13 protein-coding genes and 1 tRNA gene are annotated in these 16,676 nt (G+C 57.4%); 7 read left to right on the top strand and 7 right to left on the bottom strand.

All coding sequences use genetic code 11. The features are described from left to right. Nucleotides 1-124 precede the first annotated feature (124 nt). Nucleotides 125-1,669, top strand: a complete 1,545-nt coding sequence (locus ACR0EK_RS02030) for a trimethylamine methyltransferase family protein (RefSeq protein WP_480564618.1) — start codon at nucleotides 125-127, stop codon at nucleotides 1,667-1,669. A gap of 52 nt (nucleotides 1,670-1,721) precedes the next feature. Here the strand turns inward: ACR0EK_RS02030 and ACR0EK_RS02025 are convergent, their stop codons facing one another. Next, a complete protein-coding gene (locus ACR0EK_RS02025; protein WP_480472945.1) occupies nucleotides 1,722-1,967 on the bottom strand; it encodes an EF-hand domain-containing protein in 246 nt (81 codons plus the stop codon). Nucleotides 1,968-2,508: 541 nt separating this feature from the next. After that, nucleotides 2,509-6,129, bottom strand: a complete 3,621-nt coding sequence (locus tag ACR0EK_RS02020) for a vitamin B12-dependent ribonucleotide reductase (protein WP_480564615.1) — start codon at nucleotides 6,127-6,129, stop codon at nucleotides 2,509-2,511. A gap of 541 nt (nucleotides 6,130-6,670) precedes the next feature. On the opposite strand from ACR0EK_RS02020, the gene ACR0EK_RS02015 reads away from it, so the two are divergent. Then, nucleotides 6,671-7,105, top strand: coding sequence for a hypothetical protein (locus ACR0EK_RS02015; protein WP_267365347.1), 435 nt, complete (start codon nucleotides 6,671-6,673; stop codon nucleotides 7,103-7,105). Between the two features lie 14 nt (nucleotides 7,106-7,119). Here ACR0EK_RS02015 and ACR0EK_RS02010 read toward each other — a convergent pair. The 4 genes from ACR0EK_RS02010 to pdxH all read right to left on the bottom strand — a co-directional run bounded on the left by ACR0EK_RS02010 (nucleotide 7,120) and on the right by pdxH (nucleotide 8,969). Next, nucleotides 7,120-7,196 (bottom strand) — tRNA-Pro (locus ACR0EK_RS02010). Between the two features lie 43 nt (nucleotides 7,197-7,239). Further along, nucleotides 7,240-7,707, bottom strand: a complete 468-nt coding sequence (locus ACR0EK_RS02005; protein ID WP_480564613.1) for a DUF192 domain-containing protein — start codon at nucleotides 7,705-7,707, stop codon at nucleotides 7,240-7,242. A 7-nt stretch (nucleotides 7,708-7,714) separates the two neighbouring features. Next, on the bottom strand, nucleotides 7,715-8,221 hold the full coding sequence (locus tag ACR0EK_RS02000; protein ID WP_245220458.1) for a cold-shock protein: 507 nt from the start codon (nucleotides 8,219-8,221) through the stop codon (nucleotides 7,715-7,717). A gap of 142 nt (nucleotides 8,222-8,363) precedes the next feature. Then, nucleotides 8,364-8,969 carry a pyridoxamine 5'-phosphate oxidase gene (pdxH, locus tag ACR0EK_RS01995; protein WP_480564610.1) on the bottom strand — a complete coding sequence of 202 codons (606 nt, stop codon included), beginning with the start codon at nucleotides 8,967-8,969 and terminating at the stop codon, nucleotides 8,364-8,366. Nucleotides 8,970-9,104: 135 nt separating this feature from the next. Between pdxH and fabI the strand changes: the two genes are divergently transcribed. The 5 genes from fabI (at nucleotide 9,105) to trpE (ending at nucleotide 15,067) form a co-directional block, all read left to right on the top strand. Beyond that, nucleotides 9,105-9,911 carry an enoyl-ACP reductase FabI gene (gene fabI, locus ACR0EK_RS01990; protein ID WP_267365343.1) on the top strand — a complete coding sequence of 269 codons (807 nt, stop codon included), beginning with the start codon at nucleotides 9,105-9,107 and terminating at the stop codon, nucleotides 9,909-9,911. 4 nt (nucleotides 9,912-9,915) lie between these two features. After that, the gene (gpt, locus tag ACR0EK_RS01985) at nucleotides 9,916-10,425 is read left to right on the top strand and encodes a xanthine phosphoribosyltransferase (RefSeq protein WP_209503823.1); all 510 of its coding nucleotides are present in this window, start codon (nucleotides 9,916-9,918) and stop codon (nucleotides 10,423-10,425) included. 21 nt (nucleotides 10,426-10,446) lie between these two features. Continuing rightward, entirely contained in the window at nucleotides 10,447-11,622 is a 1,176-nt protein-coding gene (locus tag ACR0EK_RS01980) for an aminotransferase (protein WP_480564606.1), read from the top strand. Nucleotides 11,623-11,702: 80 nt separating this feature from the next. Then, a complete protein-coding gene (locus tag ACR0EK_RS01975; RefSeq protein ID WP_480564603.1) occupies nucleotides 11,703-13,544 on the top strand; it encodes a peptidyl-prolyl cis-trans isomerase in 1,842 nt (613 codons plus the stop codon). An 11-nt stretch (nucleotides 13,545-13,555) separates the two neighbouring features. Continuing rightward, nucleotides 13,556-15,067, top strand: coding sequence for an anthranilate synthase component I (gene trpE, locus ACR0EK_RS01970; RefSeq protein ID WP_480564600.1), 1,512 nt, complete (start codon nucleotides 13,556-13,558; stop codon nucleotides 15,065-15,067). A gap of 45 nt (nucleotides 15,068-15,112) precedes the next feature. On the opposite strand, the gene ACR0EK_RS01965 is transcribed toward trpE, so the two are convergent. Continuing rightward, nucleotides 15,113-16,540: a divergent polysaccharide deacetylase family protein gene (locus tag ACR0EK_RS01965; RefSeq protein WP_480564597.1), complete on the bottom strand. Its 1,428-nt coding sequence runs from the start codon at nucleotides 16,538-16,540 to the stop codon at nucleotides 15,113-15,115. Nucleotides 16,541-16,676 lie beyond the last annotated feature (136 nt).

Here is a 16,676-nt window from a genome sequence, read left to right as displayed (position 1 = left end):
CGACTGGAAAATCAGCCTGATCAGCCGCACCATTGGGGCAGATCGCGGCCGTGCCGCACGGGGACGGCCGTAAAGGTGTGCTTGCTGACACCTTAAGACATCACTCAACGACCGGATTCTTGAAATGAACGACCAACCCCGCAATTCATCGCGCAGTGGCGGCCGCGCCGCGCGCCGTGCTGCCCGTGCAACCGCACTGCCCGAGCACCTGCGACCTGTCCGCCCCGGAATGGAAGGCGGCGTCCTGAATGTACTGACACAGGCGCAGATCGAACGCATCCACGAAGCAGCACTGACCGCGCTTGAAACCATTGGCCTGGCGGACGCCCCGCAAAGTGGCATTGACTATCTGGTCGGTGCAGGCTGCACCTTGGGCGACGATGGCCGTATCCGTTTCCCGCGTGCCCTTGTCGAGGACACGATTGCTAAGGCGAACCGCTCGGTCACTTTGTACAGCCGGGATGGAAACACCGATCTGGAATTGTCCGGCACCAAAGTGCACTACGGTACGGCCGGAGCCGCCGTGTCCATGGTTGACGTGCACGGTCGGGAATATCGTCATTCCACCGTGCAAGATCTGCACGATGCCGCACGTATCTGCCAGCAGCTTGATAACATTCACTTTGTGCAACGGCCAATGGTTTGTCGTGACATCGCCGACAACCTCGAAATGGACCTCAACACGATTTACGCCTGCTGTTCGGGGTCCTTCAAACACGTCGGAACATCTTTCACCGAGCCAAGCCACGTCGCACCGGCGATGGAGATGATCTATATGATTGCGGGCGGTGAAAACAAATTTCGCGAGCGCCCCTTCGTTTCGAACTCGAACTGCTTTGTTGTTCCTCCAATGAAATTCGCAACCGAAAGCTGCGAAGTGATGGAAGCATGCATCAAGGCCGGTATGCCTGTCTTGTTGCTATCTGCCGGTATGGCCGGTGCCACAGCGCCGTCGACCATCGCCGGTGCGATCACGCAAGCAACTGCGGAATGCCTGGCGGGATTGGTTTATGTTAATGCCGTAAGTCCCGGTGCCCCGGCGATTTTCGGCACCTGGCCCTTTGGTCTGGACCTGCGGACCGGTGCCATGTCGATTGGTTCAGGGGAACAGGCCCTTCTGACTGCCGGATGCGCCCAGATGCACCGGTTCTATGACCTTCCGGGCGGTGCTGCGGCTGGCGCATCGGATTCGAAACTGCCCGATATGCAGGCCGGCTGGGAACAGATGTGTTCGAATGTCATGGCAGGTCTGTCCGGTCTGAACATGGTATATGAGGCGGCCGGGATGCATGCCTCGTTGCTGGGGTTCTGCCTGGAAAGCCTGATCCTCAGCGACGATCTGATCGGACAGGCGCTACGCTGTGTACGCGGGATCGAGGTGACGGATGACACGCTGGCACTGGATCAAATGGCGGCGGTATGCATGGGCGGCCCAGGCCACTATCTGGGAACTGACGCAACGCTGAGCCGGATGCAGTCAGATTACGTCTATCCAACATTCGGAGATCGCTCCTCGCCGAAAGAGTGGGTGGAGCTTGGCAAGCCCGATCTGGTGGAAAAAGCCGTAGCCCGGAAAGAGGAAATCCTTTCCACCCCTTCCCCTGCAAGGTTCGACCCGGTTCTGGACGCCGAGATTCGGAAAAAATTCAAAATCCATCTTCCCGCCTAAGGTGATGGAAAAGGCGGCCCGAAATGGATCGGGCCGCCTGTTCACTCGATGCCTACCCGTCGCTGGGCGGCAGCAATCCTGCCTCCTGCGCGATCGCGACCTCGTCTGCATCCAACGCTCCGTCACCATTGGCATCCATGGCCGAGAAAGTGTCAGCGTTGATTTCCGGTACGACTGCCTGAATTTCCTCGATGGTCAAAAGACCATCACCGTTGGTATCGGCTGAGGATTGGGCCGAAGCAACGCCGGGCAAGCCCAGAACGGCCACGGAAAGCCCGATCAAATAATGCGATTTCATTTCAGTGCCTCCTGAAAGGTGTGTTTGTGTTTACGTCCGGACAGCGCCCAGAAGCACATGGACACCCCGGCGCGTCACGCGCTTTGGTAGAGTTTCGTGATTTCACGCCAATCTTCGCGTGTTTGCCCGAGTCGGGTTTGCGGCCCTCCGCCTGAAGAAGGCGGCAAAACCTGTATCGGCGGCTCTTGCCCGACAGGACCACCTCAATCCGGCAATGTGGCGCTTATTCGGGACGACTCGGCGGGTAAAAAGAAAGGGGGCCGAAGCCCCCTGTCAGTTTCGCCTTCCAGGCTCATTTCGTTGACCGCCCGGTGTTTTTTTGCCTGCGGCCTGGACTGCGCATGGGGCGAGCGCACCCGCCCCTTGAAAGAGTGGGAGGGAGCAAATATTCCGCCCCACCCTGTTCCCGGCCAACACGGGCATGTCGGCCGAGTGGAGAAAGGTCAGTCGGTAAGTCTCAGACCTGTTCTCCGTATTCGTCGGGGTCGGTTACTTAGGGCAGCGTCCGACCCCTACGCCCCGGGGTGCCGGGGCGTTAAAGTCAGCTACACCCGCTTGTCGCGCCGCAGGTGTTGCACTTCATGCAAGTGCCGTTACGCACCAGCGTGTAGTTTCCGCATTCGCCACAGGGGTCGCCCTCATAGCCCTGCATCTTGGCTTTGGTGCGGGCGTCCATTCCGGTTGCCACTGCCGTTTCGGTGGCAGGCGCTTCGAACACAGTTGCTGTTTCCGACATTCCGGCCACGTCGCCATAACTGCCGTTTAACACCATCAAATCCTGCGGCAGACGCTTGCGCAGATACCCGGTCGAGCTGATTTGTTTCAACACTTCCAAAGACTTGGACGCCGCAGTTTCACTGATTTCCGAGACATTGGAAACGCCTTCCTCTTCTCCGCGGCCAAGATCATCAAAGGTAGCACCCTCGGGTTTCACATGGGCGAGATCGGTACGGTCCAGATAAGACACGGCCAGTTCGCGGAAGATGTAATCCAGGATCGAAGTCGCGTTCTTGATCGAGTCGTTGCCTTGCACCATCCCTGCCGGTTCGAACTTGGTAAAGGTGAAGGCGTCGACAAACTCCTCCAGCGGCACGCCATATTGCAGGCCGACCGACACGGCGATGGCAAAGTTGTTCATCATCGCCCGGAAGCCAGCGCCTTCCTTGTGCATGTCGATGAAAATCTCGCCCAATTGACCGTCTTCAAACTCACCCGTGCGCAAGTACACCTTGTGGCCGCCAACGATTGCCTTCTGAGTATACCCCTTGCGGCGATGCGGCAGTTTCTCGCGATGGCTGCGGATGATTTCCTTGACCACAACTTTCTCGATCACCTTCTCGGCGAGAACGACGGCTTTTTCCTGTGCAGAGCCGCTTTCCAGCACCTCGGCCGCCTCGTCATCATCCTCGACCAGCGCAGCCGCAAGGGGCTGAGACAGTTTCGAGCCGTCGCGGTACAGCGCGTTGGCCTTTACACCCAGCGACCAGCTAAGCTCATAGGCCTTCTGGCAATCCTCGATTGTCGCATCATTCGGCATGTTGATCGTTTTGCTGATCGCGCCCGAAATAAAACTTTGTGCCGCCGCCATCATGGTGATGTGGCTGTCAACCCCAAGGAAACGCTTGCCTTTCTTGCCGCACGGGTTGGCGCAGTCGAAGATCGCGTAGTGTTCTTCCTTCAGATGCGGTGCACCTTCCAGAGTCATGGTTCCGCAGACATGATCGTTCGCCGCGTCGATATCCGCCTTGGTAAAGCCCAGATGGCGCAGCAGATCAAACGTTGGGTCATTCAGCTTGGTCGCTGGAATGCCCAGAACACCGGTGCAGAAATCTTCGCCCAGTGTCCACTGGTTGAAGACGAACCGGATGTCGAAGGCGCTTTCCAGCGCGGCATCCACCTTGGCCAACTCGTTCGGGCCAAAGCCATGACCCGTCAGTGAAGTGTGGTTGATCCCCGGCGCGTTGCCGATGGTGCCGTGGCCGACCGCATAGGATACAATCTCTTCGATCTGCGACGAGGAATAGCCAAGCTTTTCCAGCGCAGAAGGTACCGAGCGGTTGATGATCTTGAAGTAACCGCCGCCTGCCAGCTTCTTGAACTTCACCAGCGCAAAATCGGGCTCGATTCCCGTGGTGTCGCAGTCCATCACCAGACCGATGGTGCCGGTGGGGGCAATCACAGTGGCCTGTGCGTTGCGGTAACCGTTCTGCTCGCCAAGGCTCAGCGCCTCATCCCACGCCGACATGGCCAGATCGACCAAACGCTTGTCGGGGCAGTTACCATGGTCCAGAGGCACCGGCTTGACGGCCAGCTTCTCATACCCCTCGGTCACACCCTGCGCCGCGCGGCGATGGTTGCGGATAACGCGCAGCATATGGTCGGCATTGCGCTTGTATCCCTTGAACGGGCCAAGCTCACCGGCAATTTCAGCTGAAGTGGCATATGCCACACCGGTCATGATCGCGGTCAGGGCACCGCAGATCGCCCGCCCCTCGTCCGAGTCATAGCTGTAGCCCATGTTCATCAGCAGGCCGCCAATGTTTGCGTAACCCAGGCCCAGAGTGCGGAAGTCGTACGACAGCTGCGCGATTTCCTTTGACGGGAATTGCGCCATGGTTACCGAGATTTCCAGCGTCAGGGTCCAAAGGCGCGAGGCATGCATGTAGTCGGCTGCCTGGAACTCACCATCCTTGAGGAAGGTCAGCAGGTTCATCGAGGCCAGGTTACAGGCCGTGTCATCCAGGAACATGTATTCCGAACACGGATTCGATCCGCGAATTTCACCATCTTCGGGGCATGTGTGCCATTCGTTGACCGTGTCGTGGAACTGGATACCTGGATCGGCACAGGCCCATGCAGCGTGGCCGACTTTCTCCCACAGGTCCCTCGCCTTGACCGTCTTGGCAACCTTGCCATCGGTGCGGTTGATCAGCTCCCAATCGGCGTCTTTCTCAACAGCGGTCAGAAACGCATTGGTCACGCGGATGGAGTTGTTCGAGTTCTGGCCCGAAACCGAGCTATAGGCTTCCGAGTCCCAGTCCGTGTCATATGTCGGGAATTCGATGCTGTCGTGACCCTGCTTGGCATAATCCAACACACGTTTGATGTAAGTCTCGGGGATTGCTACCTTTTTCGCCTCGCGGATCGCCTTTTTCAGCGCTTCGTTCTTGTTGGGATCATAGGCATCCTCGGCAGCACCGTCCCATGAGCGAATGGCCTCGAAAATACCGTTCAGCATCTTCTCGTGCATCTTCGATCCGGCAACGATCGAGGCCACTTTCTGCTCTTCGATTACCTTCCATTCGATGAATTGTTCGATATCGGGGTGATCCGCATCGACAATAACCATCTTTGCTGCCCGACGGGTTGTCCCGCCTGATTTGATCGCGCCAGCGGCGCGGTCGCCGATCTTGAGAAAGCCCATCAGGCCCGAGGATTTGCCGCCACCCGACAGTGCCTCACCTTCCGCACGCAGATGGCTGAAGTTGGTCCCGGTGCCCGAGCCGTATTTGAACAACCGTGCTTCGCGCACCCACAGATCCATGATGCCGCCTTCGTTCACCAGATCATCATCGACGGACTGGATGAAGCAGGCATGTGGCTGCGGATGTTCGTAGGCGGATTTGGATTTGGTCAGTTTGCCGGTCTTGTAGTCGACATAGTGGTGCCCTTGCGCCGGACCGTCGATTCCATAGGCCCAGTGCAGGCCAGTATTGAACCATTGCGGGCTGTTTGGGGCGGCGCGCTGAGTCGCCAGCATGTACCGCATTTCGTCGAAATAGGCGCGCGCATCCTCTTCGGTCGAAAAGTAGCCACCTTTCCACCCCCAGTATGCCCACGCACCGGCCAGCCGGTCAAAGACCTGCTTGGAGGAAATTTCGCCGTCGAATTCAGCATCTTCAGCGGGAACCGACCGCCACAGGAATTCAGGAACGTCTTTTTCCTTAACTTTGGTCAGTTTGGACGGGACACCAGCCTTGCGAAAGTACTTCTGGGCAATCACGTCGCTTGCCACCTGCGACCAGGTTGACGGAACTTCGATCCCTTCCAGGCGGAACACAATGGTTCCATCGGGGTTTCGGATTTCAGATGTCGCAGACACAAAATCCAGTTCCGAATAGGCATCCTGATCTGGTTTGGTGAATTTTCTTTCAATCTTCATGTCCGCAGCCCTAGTTAAATTCCGCCTAATTTTCGGTTCACGGCACTACATTTTGAGTTGCGGAGCACCACCCGCAACGCCGACAGAAGCGCGCAAAGGTACTGGTCGCTGTTTTGGACAGCGAAAAAACCGTTACAACGGCTGCACGTTAATAGACTGTGCTTATCCGACCCTCGCCTGTTGCCGTCCCGGCTTGAACACCAGATATTGTGGCAATCTCTTCGGCTCATACAATTTGACGTATATTGCCATAGAAGGTCAACGCCCTTTTTCAGCCAAATTTGAAATCTTTTTTGTTGACCAGACCCAGACACGAGGGGTGTGAAACTCAAGGTCCGATTCCTCCACAGGCTCGCCTTCGGCAAATTCTCGGTCACATCTCGAAGTCTCAAATCGAATTACCGTTTTTACCAGCATAGTTATCTGTATTTGATCAACCAACGCCGCGCTGGTTAGGCTGTAAAGGAATCATCTTCGTCGGGTCTGTCGAACCCACGCTGAACGACCAAAGGTTCACTTCGGAATGAGAAAGGCCAAATGAATGAAGTTGCTTCGCTTTATCCCCGCGTTGGCCTGTATCGTGGCCTGCACGCCACAAGAAACGCCCACCCCGTCACGTAGCGCGCTGTTCGAAACGCAGCCTCAAAGGTTGTTTGAGGCATTTGAATCCAGTTGTTCTGGACCCGGCAAGGTATTTGAGAAAATCGGCAAACAGGCTTTTGAGTGCAGCGAATACCTGCCCCCAAAAGCGGCAGCCTATTTGATTCTGAACTATGACGGATTTCCGCAGGACCTGCCCCAGAGTGTCATGCGCCTGACATCGTCAAAAACAGGTTCCGGCTATCGCGTCGACGCACGATCGTACTTTAAAGTGCCGCAGAAAACCGGAGCAATCGTTGAGGTTCCACTGGAAAGTGACGCGCTGGATCAGGCGATCAGCTCGTTGTATCTGGCGATGGGCGGAACGCCCACATGAGAATGTGAAGGAAGTGGTCGGGGCGGCAGGATTCGAACCTACGACCCCCTGTACCCAAAACAGGTGCGCTACCAGACTGCGCCACGCCCCGGACCGTGCGCCTTCCTAACGATGACAATCTGATTTGAAAAGCCCTAACAGGGCCAAATCGCAGGACCTTGCGAAAAAATTTCGTGCTGCATCTGAGTGCCGACGCCGATAGAGTAGCGCGCGGACAATCCGGAATTGATTTCCAGTACCGCAAAAACGGCATCCCCACCTTCAATCGGTGTCAGATCGCCGGGAATCGCACTCTCATGCACATGTGTCACTGTGCCCGTACGGTCCAGAAATATCATGTCGAGCGGAATCAGTGTGTTCTTCATCCAGAACGCGACAGGTTGCGGTGGATCGAACACGAACAGCATACCGGATCGATTCGGCAACGACTCGCGAAACATCAACCCTTTTGACCGTTCCTGAGGCGTAACCGCCAATTCCACGTCAAATCGGATTGTCGCGCTGTCGTTTCTGAGAGTGATATGATCAACGCTGCACGCAGCAAATGCCCCCCCTGTCCACAGTGTGATCAGAAGTGTCCAGAATACCAGAAAACGAGTCATCGAAGTGTCAGCCGTCCAGCGCGGCTTCCCAGGCGAGAACCTGCGCCGCCATTCGGCCGCGCTTGCCATCAATTACGCGCATCGCAAGCGCCTCTCCGGGCTGGAGGTCAGCAAGCCCCGAGCGCCGCAACACTTCGATATGCAAGAACACGTCTTCACCGCGCCCAAAAACATTTGCGAACCCGAAGCCCTTGCCTTTGTCGAACCACTTCACCCGCGCGGCCTCCAGAGGGGCTTCTGCGATAGCGTCCGGATCCAACTCGGCGAAATCGGCCAACATCATCGACTCGGCGCGCGCTGGCGGGTCAATTGCAACAACCTCAACCGCCTGAACACCTCTGTCCGTGCGGTGTGTCATGATCTCGATACCCGCTCCGTCCGCGACGGAACTCTGACCGAAATTGCGCAATACGTTCACATGCAACAGAATATCCGGGCCGCCTTCGTCAGACACAACAAAGCCGTATCCCTTGGCGGGATCGAACCATTTCACGTGTCCACGGACGCGATACATGTTGTTCAGGTCTTCTGGCACGGTTTTCCCATCGCGAATTTTAGCAGTTCGTTAAGGGTCTGTTGTTTATGGGATTGGCAGACAATTTCAAGCCGAAAAAATTGTTTACTTTCTGCTTGTTGCATTTCACGACACGTGAACGTCATGGATTCAACCTTTCAACATGCCATGCCGATCCCGGCTCAATTCGTTGCCATCTGAACCGGTCATGCAAGCGAAATGCTCCATCGGCCCAGAACTCAATCTCTGTCGGCGTTAATCGGTACCCGCCCCAGAATGGAGGACGAGGTGGATTCGGCCCAAGTTTAGCGGTCACTTTCGCGACCTCTGCCATCAAAGCTGTCCGACTTGAAAGCGGTTGTGACTGCTTTGAAGCCCAGGCACCCAACCGGCTTTTCAATGACCTTGATGCATAATACGCATCAGCCTGGGGCCCGTTTTCACGACATACTGTACCACGAACACGAAGTTGACGCCGCAAAGATTTCCAATGCATTACAAATGCAGCTTTTTCCGACGTATCCAGCTCACTCGCTTTGACGCTTTCGTAGTTTGTATAGAATACAAATGAATCCGCTTCGATTTCTTTCAGCAGAACCATGCGTGCATTTGGCAAACCATCCGGGTCAACGGTTGCAAGCGCAATCGCATTCGGATCATTCAATTCAGTTTCTTCAGCCTCAGCTAACCACCGGGCCGCAATTTCAAACGGATCGGAGCCAGCAAAGATGCCATCACGCTCGGTCATTTCCATCCCCTGGAAAGTATTAATGACGAGCCTAAGGCGAGAACCCGCTGCGAGCAAGAGCGCACGGCCTTGATGCAGCGCTACCAATGGCATAAACCATGCCAATCTAACGCGAAGACAGGCGGAGAACCAAACATGTCAAATCAGTTGATGGCCGGCAAACGTGGCCTCATCATGGGACTGGCCAATGACAAATCAATCGCATGGGGAATCGCCCGCGCCTTGTCCGAAGCCGGAGCTGAACTTGCCTTTTCTTATCAGGGTGACGCTTTAAAAAAACGTGTGGACCCGCTGGCTGCGCAATTGGGCAGCGAAATTGTTCTGCCCTGCGACGTGAGCGATGAGGCTTCAATTGATGGGCTTTTCTCGGCGCTGGAAGAGAAATGGGGCAAGCTGGACTTTATCGTTCACGCCATCGGGTTTTCTGACAAGAACGAATTGCGTGGACGTTATGTGGATACCAGCCGGGCCAACTTCACGCTGACAATGGATGTCTCCGTCTATTCGTTCACCGCGGTTATGCAGCGCGCGGAAAAGATGATGTCCGAAGGCGGCAGTGCCATAACACTGACCTATTACGGAGCCGAGCAGGTGATGCCCCACTATAACGTGATGGGTGTTGCCAAGGCCGCTCTGGAAGCGTCGGTCAAATACCTGGCCGAGGACCTGGGCAAGGACGGTATTCGCGTGAACGCGATCTCGGCCGGCCCGATCAAAACCCTGGCTGCCAGCGGCATTGGCGATTTTCGCTACATCATGAAATGGAACGAGTACAACTCTCCGCTGCGCCGCAACGTGACCATTGACGATGTCGGCAAGTCGGCCCTGTACCTGCTGTCGGACCTCAGCAGCGGCGTCACCGGAGAGAATCTGCACGTGGATTCGGGTTACCATATTGTCGGAATGAAGGCCGTTGACGCCCCTGACGTGGAAAAAGGTTAAGAACATGAGCGCTAAGGACCGCCTGCCGCACGAAAAAGGATTTCACATCAGCTGGGACCAGATCCACCGCGACTCGCGCGCATTGGCGTGGCGTCTGGACGGGCAAGGCCCCGATGATGGCAGCTGGCGTGCTGTTGTGGCGATCACCCGTGGCGGCATGGCCCCTGCGATGATCGTCAGCCGGGAACTGGATATTCGTACCGTCGACACGGTCAGCGTGAAATCCTACCACCATCAAGCTCAGGGTGAGGCGGAAGTTCTGAAAGCACCCGATGCCAAGTTAATGGGCGACGGAACCGGAATTCTGATCATCGACGATCTTGTAGACAGCGGGAAAACCCTGGAACTGGTTCGGGAGATGTATCCGAAGGCGCATTTTGCGACGGTTTATGCCAAGCCCAAGGGACGCCCTATGGTGGATACGTTCATCACCGAAGTCAGTCAGGACACATGGATCTTTTTCCCGTGGGACATGGCCCTTCAATATGTCGAGCCCTATCGCGGCACCGATTGAAATCAGATCAGTAGGCAGCACATGACGCTCAGCCGTACCGCCGCAACATTCGCGCCGCCAGTGATGGAAGCGCGCCGATGGCTCGAGGGCGTTACGTTCCCACCCGAACGCCCGCTGATCAACGTAAGCCAGGCGGCGCCGGTTGACCCGCCGCCGCTGGCCTTGCGCGAGGCTATGGCCGAATTTACCGTGCGCGAAGACCATGCGCATCTTTATGGCCCTGTGCTGGGAAACGACAATCTTCGCGCGGAACTGGCTGCGCAGATCAGCACGCACTACGCAGCAAGGGTTGGGGCACCTCAGGTTGCTATCACCTCAGGCTGCAATCAGGCGTTTTCAGCAGTGATATCGGCCATCACCGGTGAAGGGGATGAGGTCATTCTACCAACCCCTTGGTATTTCAATCATAAAATGTGGCTGGATATGTCAGGTGTCCACGCTGTGGACCTGAAGACCGGCGACGATTTGCTGCCCGATCCTGAGCGCGCGCGCGCGCTGATCACGGACAAAACACGTGCCATCGCTCTGGTCACGCCCAACAATCCCGGCGGCGTTGAATACCCGGCAGACCTTGTCCGCGCCTTCTTTGAGCTGGCGCGCGAAACCGGGATTCACCTGATCGTCGACGAAACCTACCGTGACTTCGACAGTCGCAGCGGGCCACCACATGACCTGTTCCAGCAACCAGACTGGGATCAGACACTGATCCACCTTTATTCCTTCTCCAAGGCCTACAGGCTGACGGGCCACAGGGTCGGCGCAATTGCAACGGGCACCGCACTTCTGGCTGAGGTCGAGAAGTTTCTCGACACTGTTGCCATTTGCCCCGGTCAGATCGGACAGTTCGCCGCGCTGTGGGGTATGCAAAACTTGTCGCAATGGCTGGCAGGCGAACGCGACGAAATACTCGACCTTCGCGCTGCCATCCTTGAGAGGATACCCGCACTGGAAGCCAAAGGCTGGCGTCTTTTGGGACTTGGGGCGTATTTCGCCTATCTGGAGCATCCGTTTGACATTCCGTCGGACGAACTTGCCCGGCGTTTGGTGCGTGAAGCCGGTGTTCTGCTATTGCCCGGTACCATGTTCATGCCCGATCACCACCCGGACGGGAAACGGCAAGTGCGCATTGCCTTCGCCAACCTCGACCGCACAGGTTTGGGCCAATTGTTCGAACGGTTGCAGGGCCTGTCCTTCTAAGCTTGCCCCCCGGCGGTGTGCGTCGTATTCAAGGCGGCAACCGACAGGGCAGAACGCTGCCGTAATAACAAGGGGGCACCATGGCCGCAGGCGCTAAAAGTCTTTCGAAAACCTTTGTCTGGATTCTGATGGGCATGCTCATGCTGGGGCTCGCGGGGTTCGGTGCTGTCAACCTGAGCGGCACAGTCCGTACCGTGGCGCAGGTTGGTGATGAAAGCATCTCGATCGATGATTTTGTCCGCGAGTTGCAGCGCGAGATCCGCGCGGTTGAGGCGCAATCGGGTCAACCCCTGCAAATGTCGCAGGCACGCGATCTGGGACTGGACCGAAACGCGCTTGCCCGCCTGACGGCCTTGGCGGCGCTGGACAACGAGGTGATCCAGCTTGGGATTTCCATAGGGGATGAGAACCTGCAAAAAGAGATCGTGTCAGTTCCGGCCTTTCAGGGCGTAGACGGCAGTTTCGACCGCGAGGCATACCGCTTTCAGCTTGAACAAGTCGGCATGACGGATTCCGAGTTCGAGACGGACCTGCGCAAAGAATCCGCCCGTACGATCGTTCAAGGTGCGATCATGGGGGGTGTGGAAATGCCTGCCACCGTGACAGAAACGATGGCCAACTACATTGGCGCCCGTCGCAGCTTTACCGTTGCGACGGCAGGGACCGAGTCATTGGAAACCCCCGTGGCCGAGCCGACTGACGCGCAGATTCAGACCTTCTATGACGAAAACGCTGAACAGTTCACCCTGCCCCGTACCAAACAGCTGACTTATGCGATTCTGTCTCCGGCCATGTTGGTGGACACGGTTAAGGTTGACGAAGATTCCCTTCGCAAGCTTTTTGAAGAGCGGTCGGACGAATATAATCAACCGGAACGCCGTCTGGTCGAGCGCCTGAATTTCCCGGATGAACAAGCAGCCAACGACGCCAAGGCGCAACTTGAGGTCGGCGGAACGACCTTTGAACAACTGGTTCGCGATCGTGATCTGGAACTTTCCGATATCGATCTAGGCGACCTGACACGTGAGGATCTGGGCGAGGCCGCCGACGCCGTGTTCGCGGCAGAGCTTGATGCTGTTGTTGGCCCTCTGCCTTCGGTATTGGGCCCCGCCCTGTTCCGTGTCAACGGATCCCTGGCTGCAAACAGCGTTCCCTTTGAGGAGGCCGAACCGGCCCTGCGCGAAGAACTGGCGACAGAACGCGCCCGCCGCCTGATCGAGTCTCAGTCCGAAGACATAAACGACATGCTGGCTGGCGGTGCGACCCTGGAAGAACTGGCAAGTGAAACCGAAATGGAACTGGGTCAGATCGACTGGACCCGAGACAGCGCCGAGGACATAGCGGCCTATGACGGGTTCCGCGCGGCCGCCGAAGCCGTGCAAGAAGGAGATTTCCCTGAAATCGCATTTCTCGAAGATGGATCGATCTTTGCCTTGCGCCTGAACGACGTTCTGCCGCGTCGCCCTGAACCGCTGGAAAGCGCACGCGACCGTGTCGCCGCTGCCTGGGTACAGGCAGAGACCAACAAAGCCTTGCTGGACAAAGCAAACGCCGCACTGAGCCAACTGGCCACTGATGGTGACTTCGCTGCGACTGGCCTGCCCTTCCGCGTTGAAAACGCACTGACGCGTACCGCGTTTCTTGATGACGTCCCCGCCAGTTTCATGAATGAAGTGTTTCAGATGGAACTCGGTGAGTTGCGCGTCATTGGTGGAAATGGTGCAGCCTTGCTGGTGCGTCTGGACGAGGTTCTGCCCCCCGAGGATTCCGACGAGCTGCGCCGGTTGCGCGACGCACTGGCAACGCAGATGGATCAGGCGCTGTCGCAGAATATTTTTGACGCATACGTACGGGACGCTCAGACCCGCGCCCGCCCGGTCGTGGATCAGCAGGCGCTAAACGCCGTGCAGGCGAGCTTTTAAGCGAGACCAAGATGGCCCTGACACCCGATTTCGATACCTTCGCACGCGCCTATGAAGCGGGCGAAAACCAGGTGGTTTACACACGTCTCGCCGCCGATCTGGACACACCCGTATCGTTGATGCTCAAACTGACGGGAGCGCAGAAAGATGCGTTCATGCTGGAGTCGGTTACGGGCGGTGAGGTGCGTGGCCGCTATTCGATCATCGGCATGAAACCGGACCTGATCTGGCGCTGTCACGGTGAAACGTGCGAGTTGAACCGCTCGGCGCGGTTCGACGCCGACGCCTTTGCTGCGCAGGACGGCAATCCGATGGACAATCTGCGCGCCTTGCTGGCCGAAAGCCGTATTGAACTGCCAGACGACCTGCCTCAGGCTGCCGCCGGATTGTTTGGATATCTGGGCTATGACATGGTCCGGCTGGTCGAATACCTGCCGAACGTGAACCCCGATCCGCTGGGACTGCCAGATGCGATCATGTTGCGCCCGTCTGTTGTCGCAGTATTGGATGGCGTCAAAGGCGAGGTGACGGTGGTTTCACCCGCCTGGGCCAGCGACGGTCAATCTGCCAAAGCTGCCTATGCGCAGGCGGCCGAGCGTGTGATGGATGCGGTCCGCGATCTGGAACGTGCGATGCCCGCCGAAACCCGTGATCTGGGCGACGCGCGCGAAATTGCGGCGCCGGTGTCGAACTTCACCAAATCCGGCTATATGGAAGCAGTTGAAAAGGCCAAGGAATACATCCGTGCTGGCGATATCTTCCAGGTAGTTCCAGCGCAGCGTTGGACGCAGGATTTTCCGCTGCCACCTTTTGCGCTTTATCGTTCGCTGCGGCGCACCAACCCCTCGCCGTTTATGTTCTACTTCAACTTCGGCGGTTTTCAGGTCGTTGGGGCCAGCCCCGAGATTCTGGTGCGGGTGTTCGGCAGCGAAGTCACCATTCGCCCGATTGCAGGCACACGTCCCCGTGGCGCGACCCCCGAGGAAGACAAGGCGAACGAGCTTGACCTGCTGGCCGATAAGAAAGAGCTGGCCGAACATCTCATGCTTCTGGACCTCGGGCGCAATGATACCGGCCGCGTGTCCAAAATCGGCACAGTTCGCCCGACCGAAGAGTTCATCATCGAACGCTACAGCCATGTGATGCACATCGTGTCGAACGTGGTGGGTGAGCTGGCGGAAGACAAAGATGCGCTGGACGCCTTCTTTGCCGGGATGCCTGCGGGCACCGTCTCGGGTGCGCCGAAAGTGCGGGCGATGGAGATCATTGACGAGCTTGAGCCGGAAAAACGCGGCGTCTACGGCGGTGGTGTTGGTTATTTCAGCGCAGGCGGTGACATGGACATGTGCATTGCCCTGCGCACGGCCATCGTGAAGGATCAGAAACTCTATATTCAGGCTGGTGGCGGTGTTGTCTATGACAGCGACCCCGAGGCCGAGTTCATGGAGACTGTTCATAAGTCAAACGCCATACGGCGTGCGGCGGAAGATGCCGCTCGGTTCACCGGAAACGGCAACAGTTAAAAAAAAGGGCGGCTGATCAATTGATCACCGCCCTGTTTCAAGCTGTCACTGTACCTGTTTCATCAAGACGGCCGAGATCGGCGCCATCGCTACCCGGCTGCCGCGATCCTCAAGACCCCACAGCAACAGGGCCGAGATTGTCTCGGGCCGTACGCGCCCCAGCATGACAACGGTTCCTTCCTGACCAGCCCGGAACGCGGCCTGATCCAGGAACCGGCGCATGATTCTGGGATCCTGTCGCGCCCCATCGATATCGCGGAACACAACGCTGGACGGAATGCCATTGCGAACCGCCAACTTCTGGACAGTGTTCAGCCCATTGTCCTGTGTGATCAACCCGCGTCCGGTTCCGGCAGCAATTGCCGCGACCTGATCGGCCAGCTTGCGGTTTCCCTGAATGCCACTGTTCACGCCTTCCAGAATACCCACTGTTTCAGGCAATGTATCCAGCCACACGGACAGGGAAACTTCGGCATCCTGCGCACTCGCGGCTTCGGGCAGGTCCGCAAGGGCCAGAACTTCGAACCCCGCCGCGCGGTGCCGTGCCATCTTTTCCGCCGCATCCGGATCAGACGGGTTCACGGCAAAGCTGATCGGGTAAGGGAAATCCTGCAACGCTTCGGCCCCGAACGCGCCTTCGTCATCAATCAGAATGATCGACATCAGCGGCTTAGATTCCGGGTTCTCGAACTTGGCGGCAAAACGTTCAATCGGTTTTTCCGCAGATGGCTGTTCGGAAATCGCCTGTTCTGCAACAGGCTCATCATCGCGTTCCGTCAAAGGCAGGATACGTTTTCCGACAATCGAACTGGCACTTTCTTCCTGTTCTCCCCCGATCTGAGGCAGCGCAGCAATACGCGGAAGCTCTCGGGGCAAGGTATCTTCATCCCCTTCCACCGCAATCGGACTGCTTTCAAATGAATTATCAGTCGTAGTGTCTTTTGTTTGTGGTTCAGCCTCGACCTGTGGCAACGGATTTGGTTCGGGCTCAAGAACTGCGACCTCGGTTGTGTCAGACTCGGTCGGCGGCGTGGGGGTTTCATCAATTACAACCGGCACGGACTGTTCCTGCTGAACTGCGGGTACCTGGCTAGGCTCGGGCGGCGCAGCGGGGGCTTCGGTCATGACAGACACTTCGGTCGCGACCGATGCAGCGGGCTCGTTCGGGGCCTCAGCCGCTTTGCCAACCTCGGGCTGCGGCTCGGATGACGCTTCCAACCCGGACAAATCAGCCAGATCTTCGCTGGCATTATCGGCGGCTTCTGGCGCACGCGGGGCCAGTTCCACCAGATCGGCATCAGAAACATCCTCGGCAAGTTCAGTAGGCGCCTCTGGTGTTTCTGAAATCGTCGGCGCTGGTGCTTCGGTCGCAACAACCGGTGTGTTGACCATCGGCGTGTTGAGCGACACGACCGCACCCAAGATCAAAACAACGATCGCCCCTGCGACCATTCCTCCGAAAAATCCGCCCATATTTCCTGCCTTTCGCCTCTTTTCCCTGCCTCGCCCTGCTCTGCGCCATCTGGTGTGGCGCTCGGTCAATTGGAGGCGTCAGAAACCGTATGTCCTCTTGACGCTGCCGTCCAAGCCTGAGCATGTATGTGCGGAC

It is taken from the genome of Ruegeria sp. AE4 (assembly GCF_056542185.1).
This window is presented reverse-complemented; position numbering and strand designations above follow the sequence as displayed.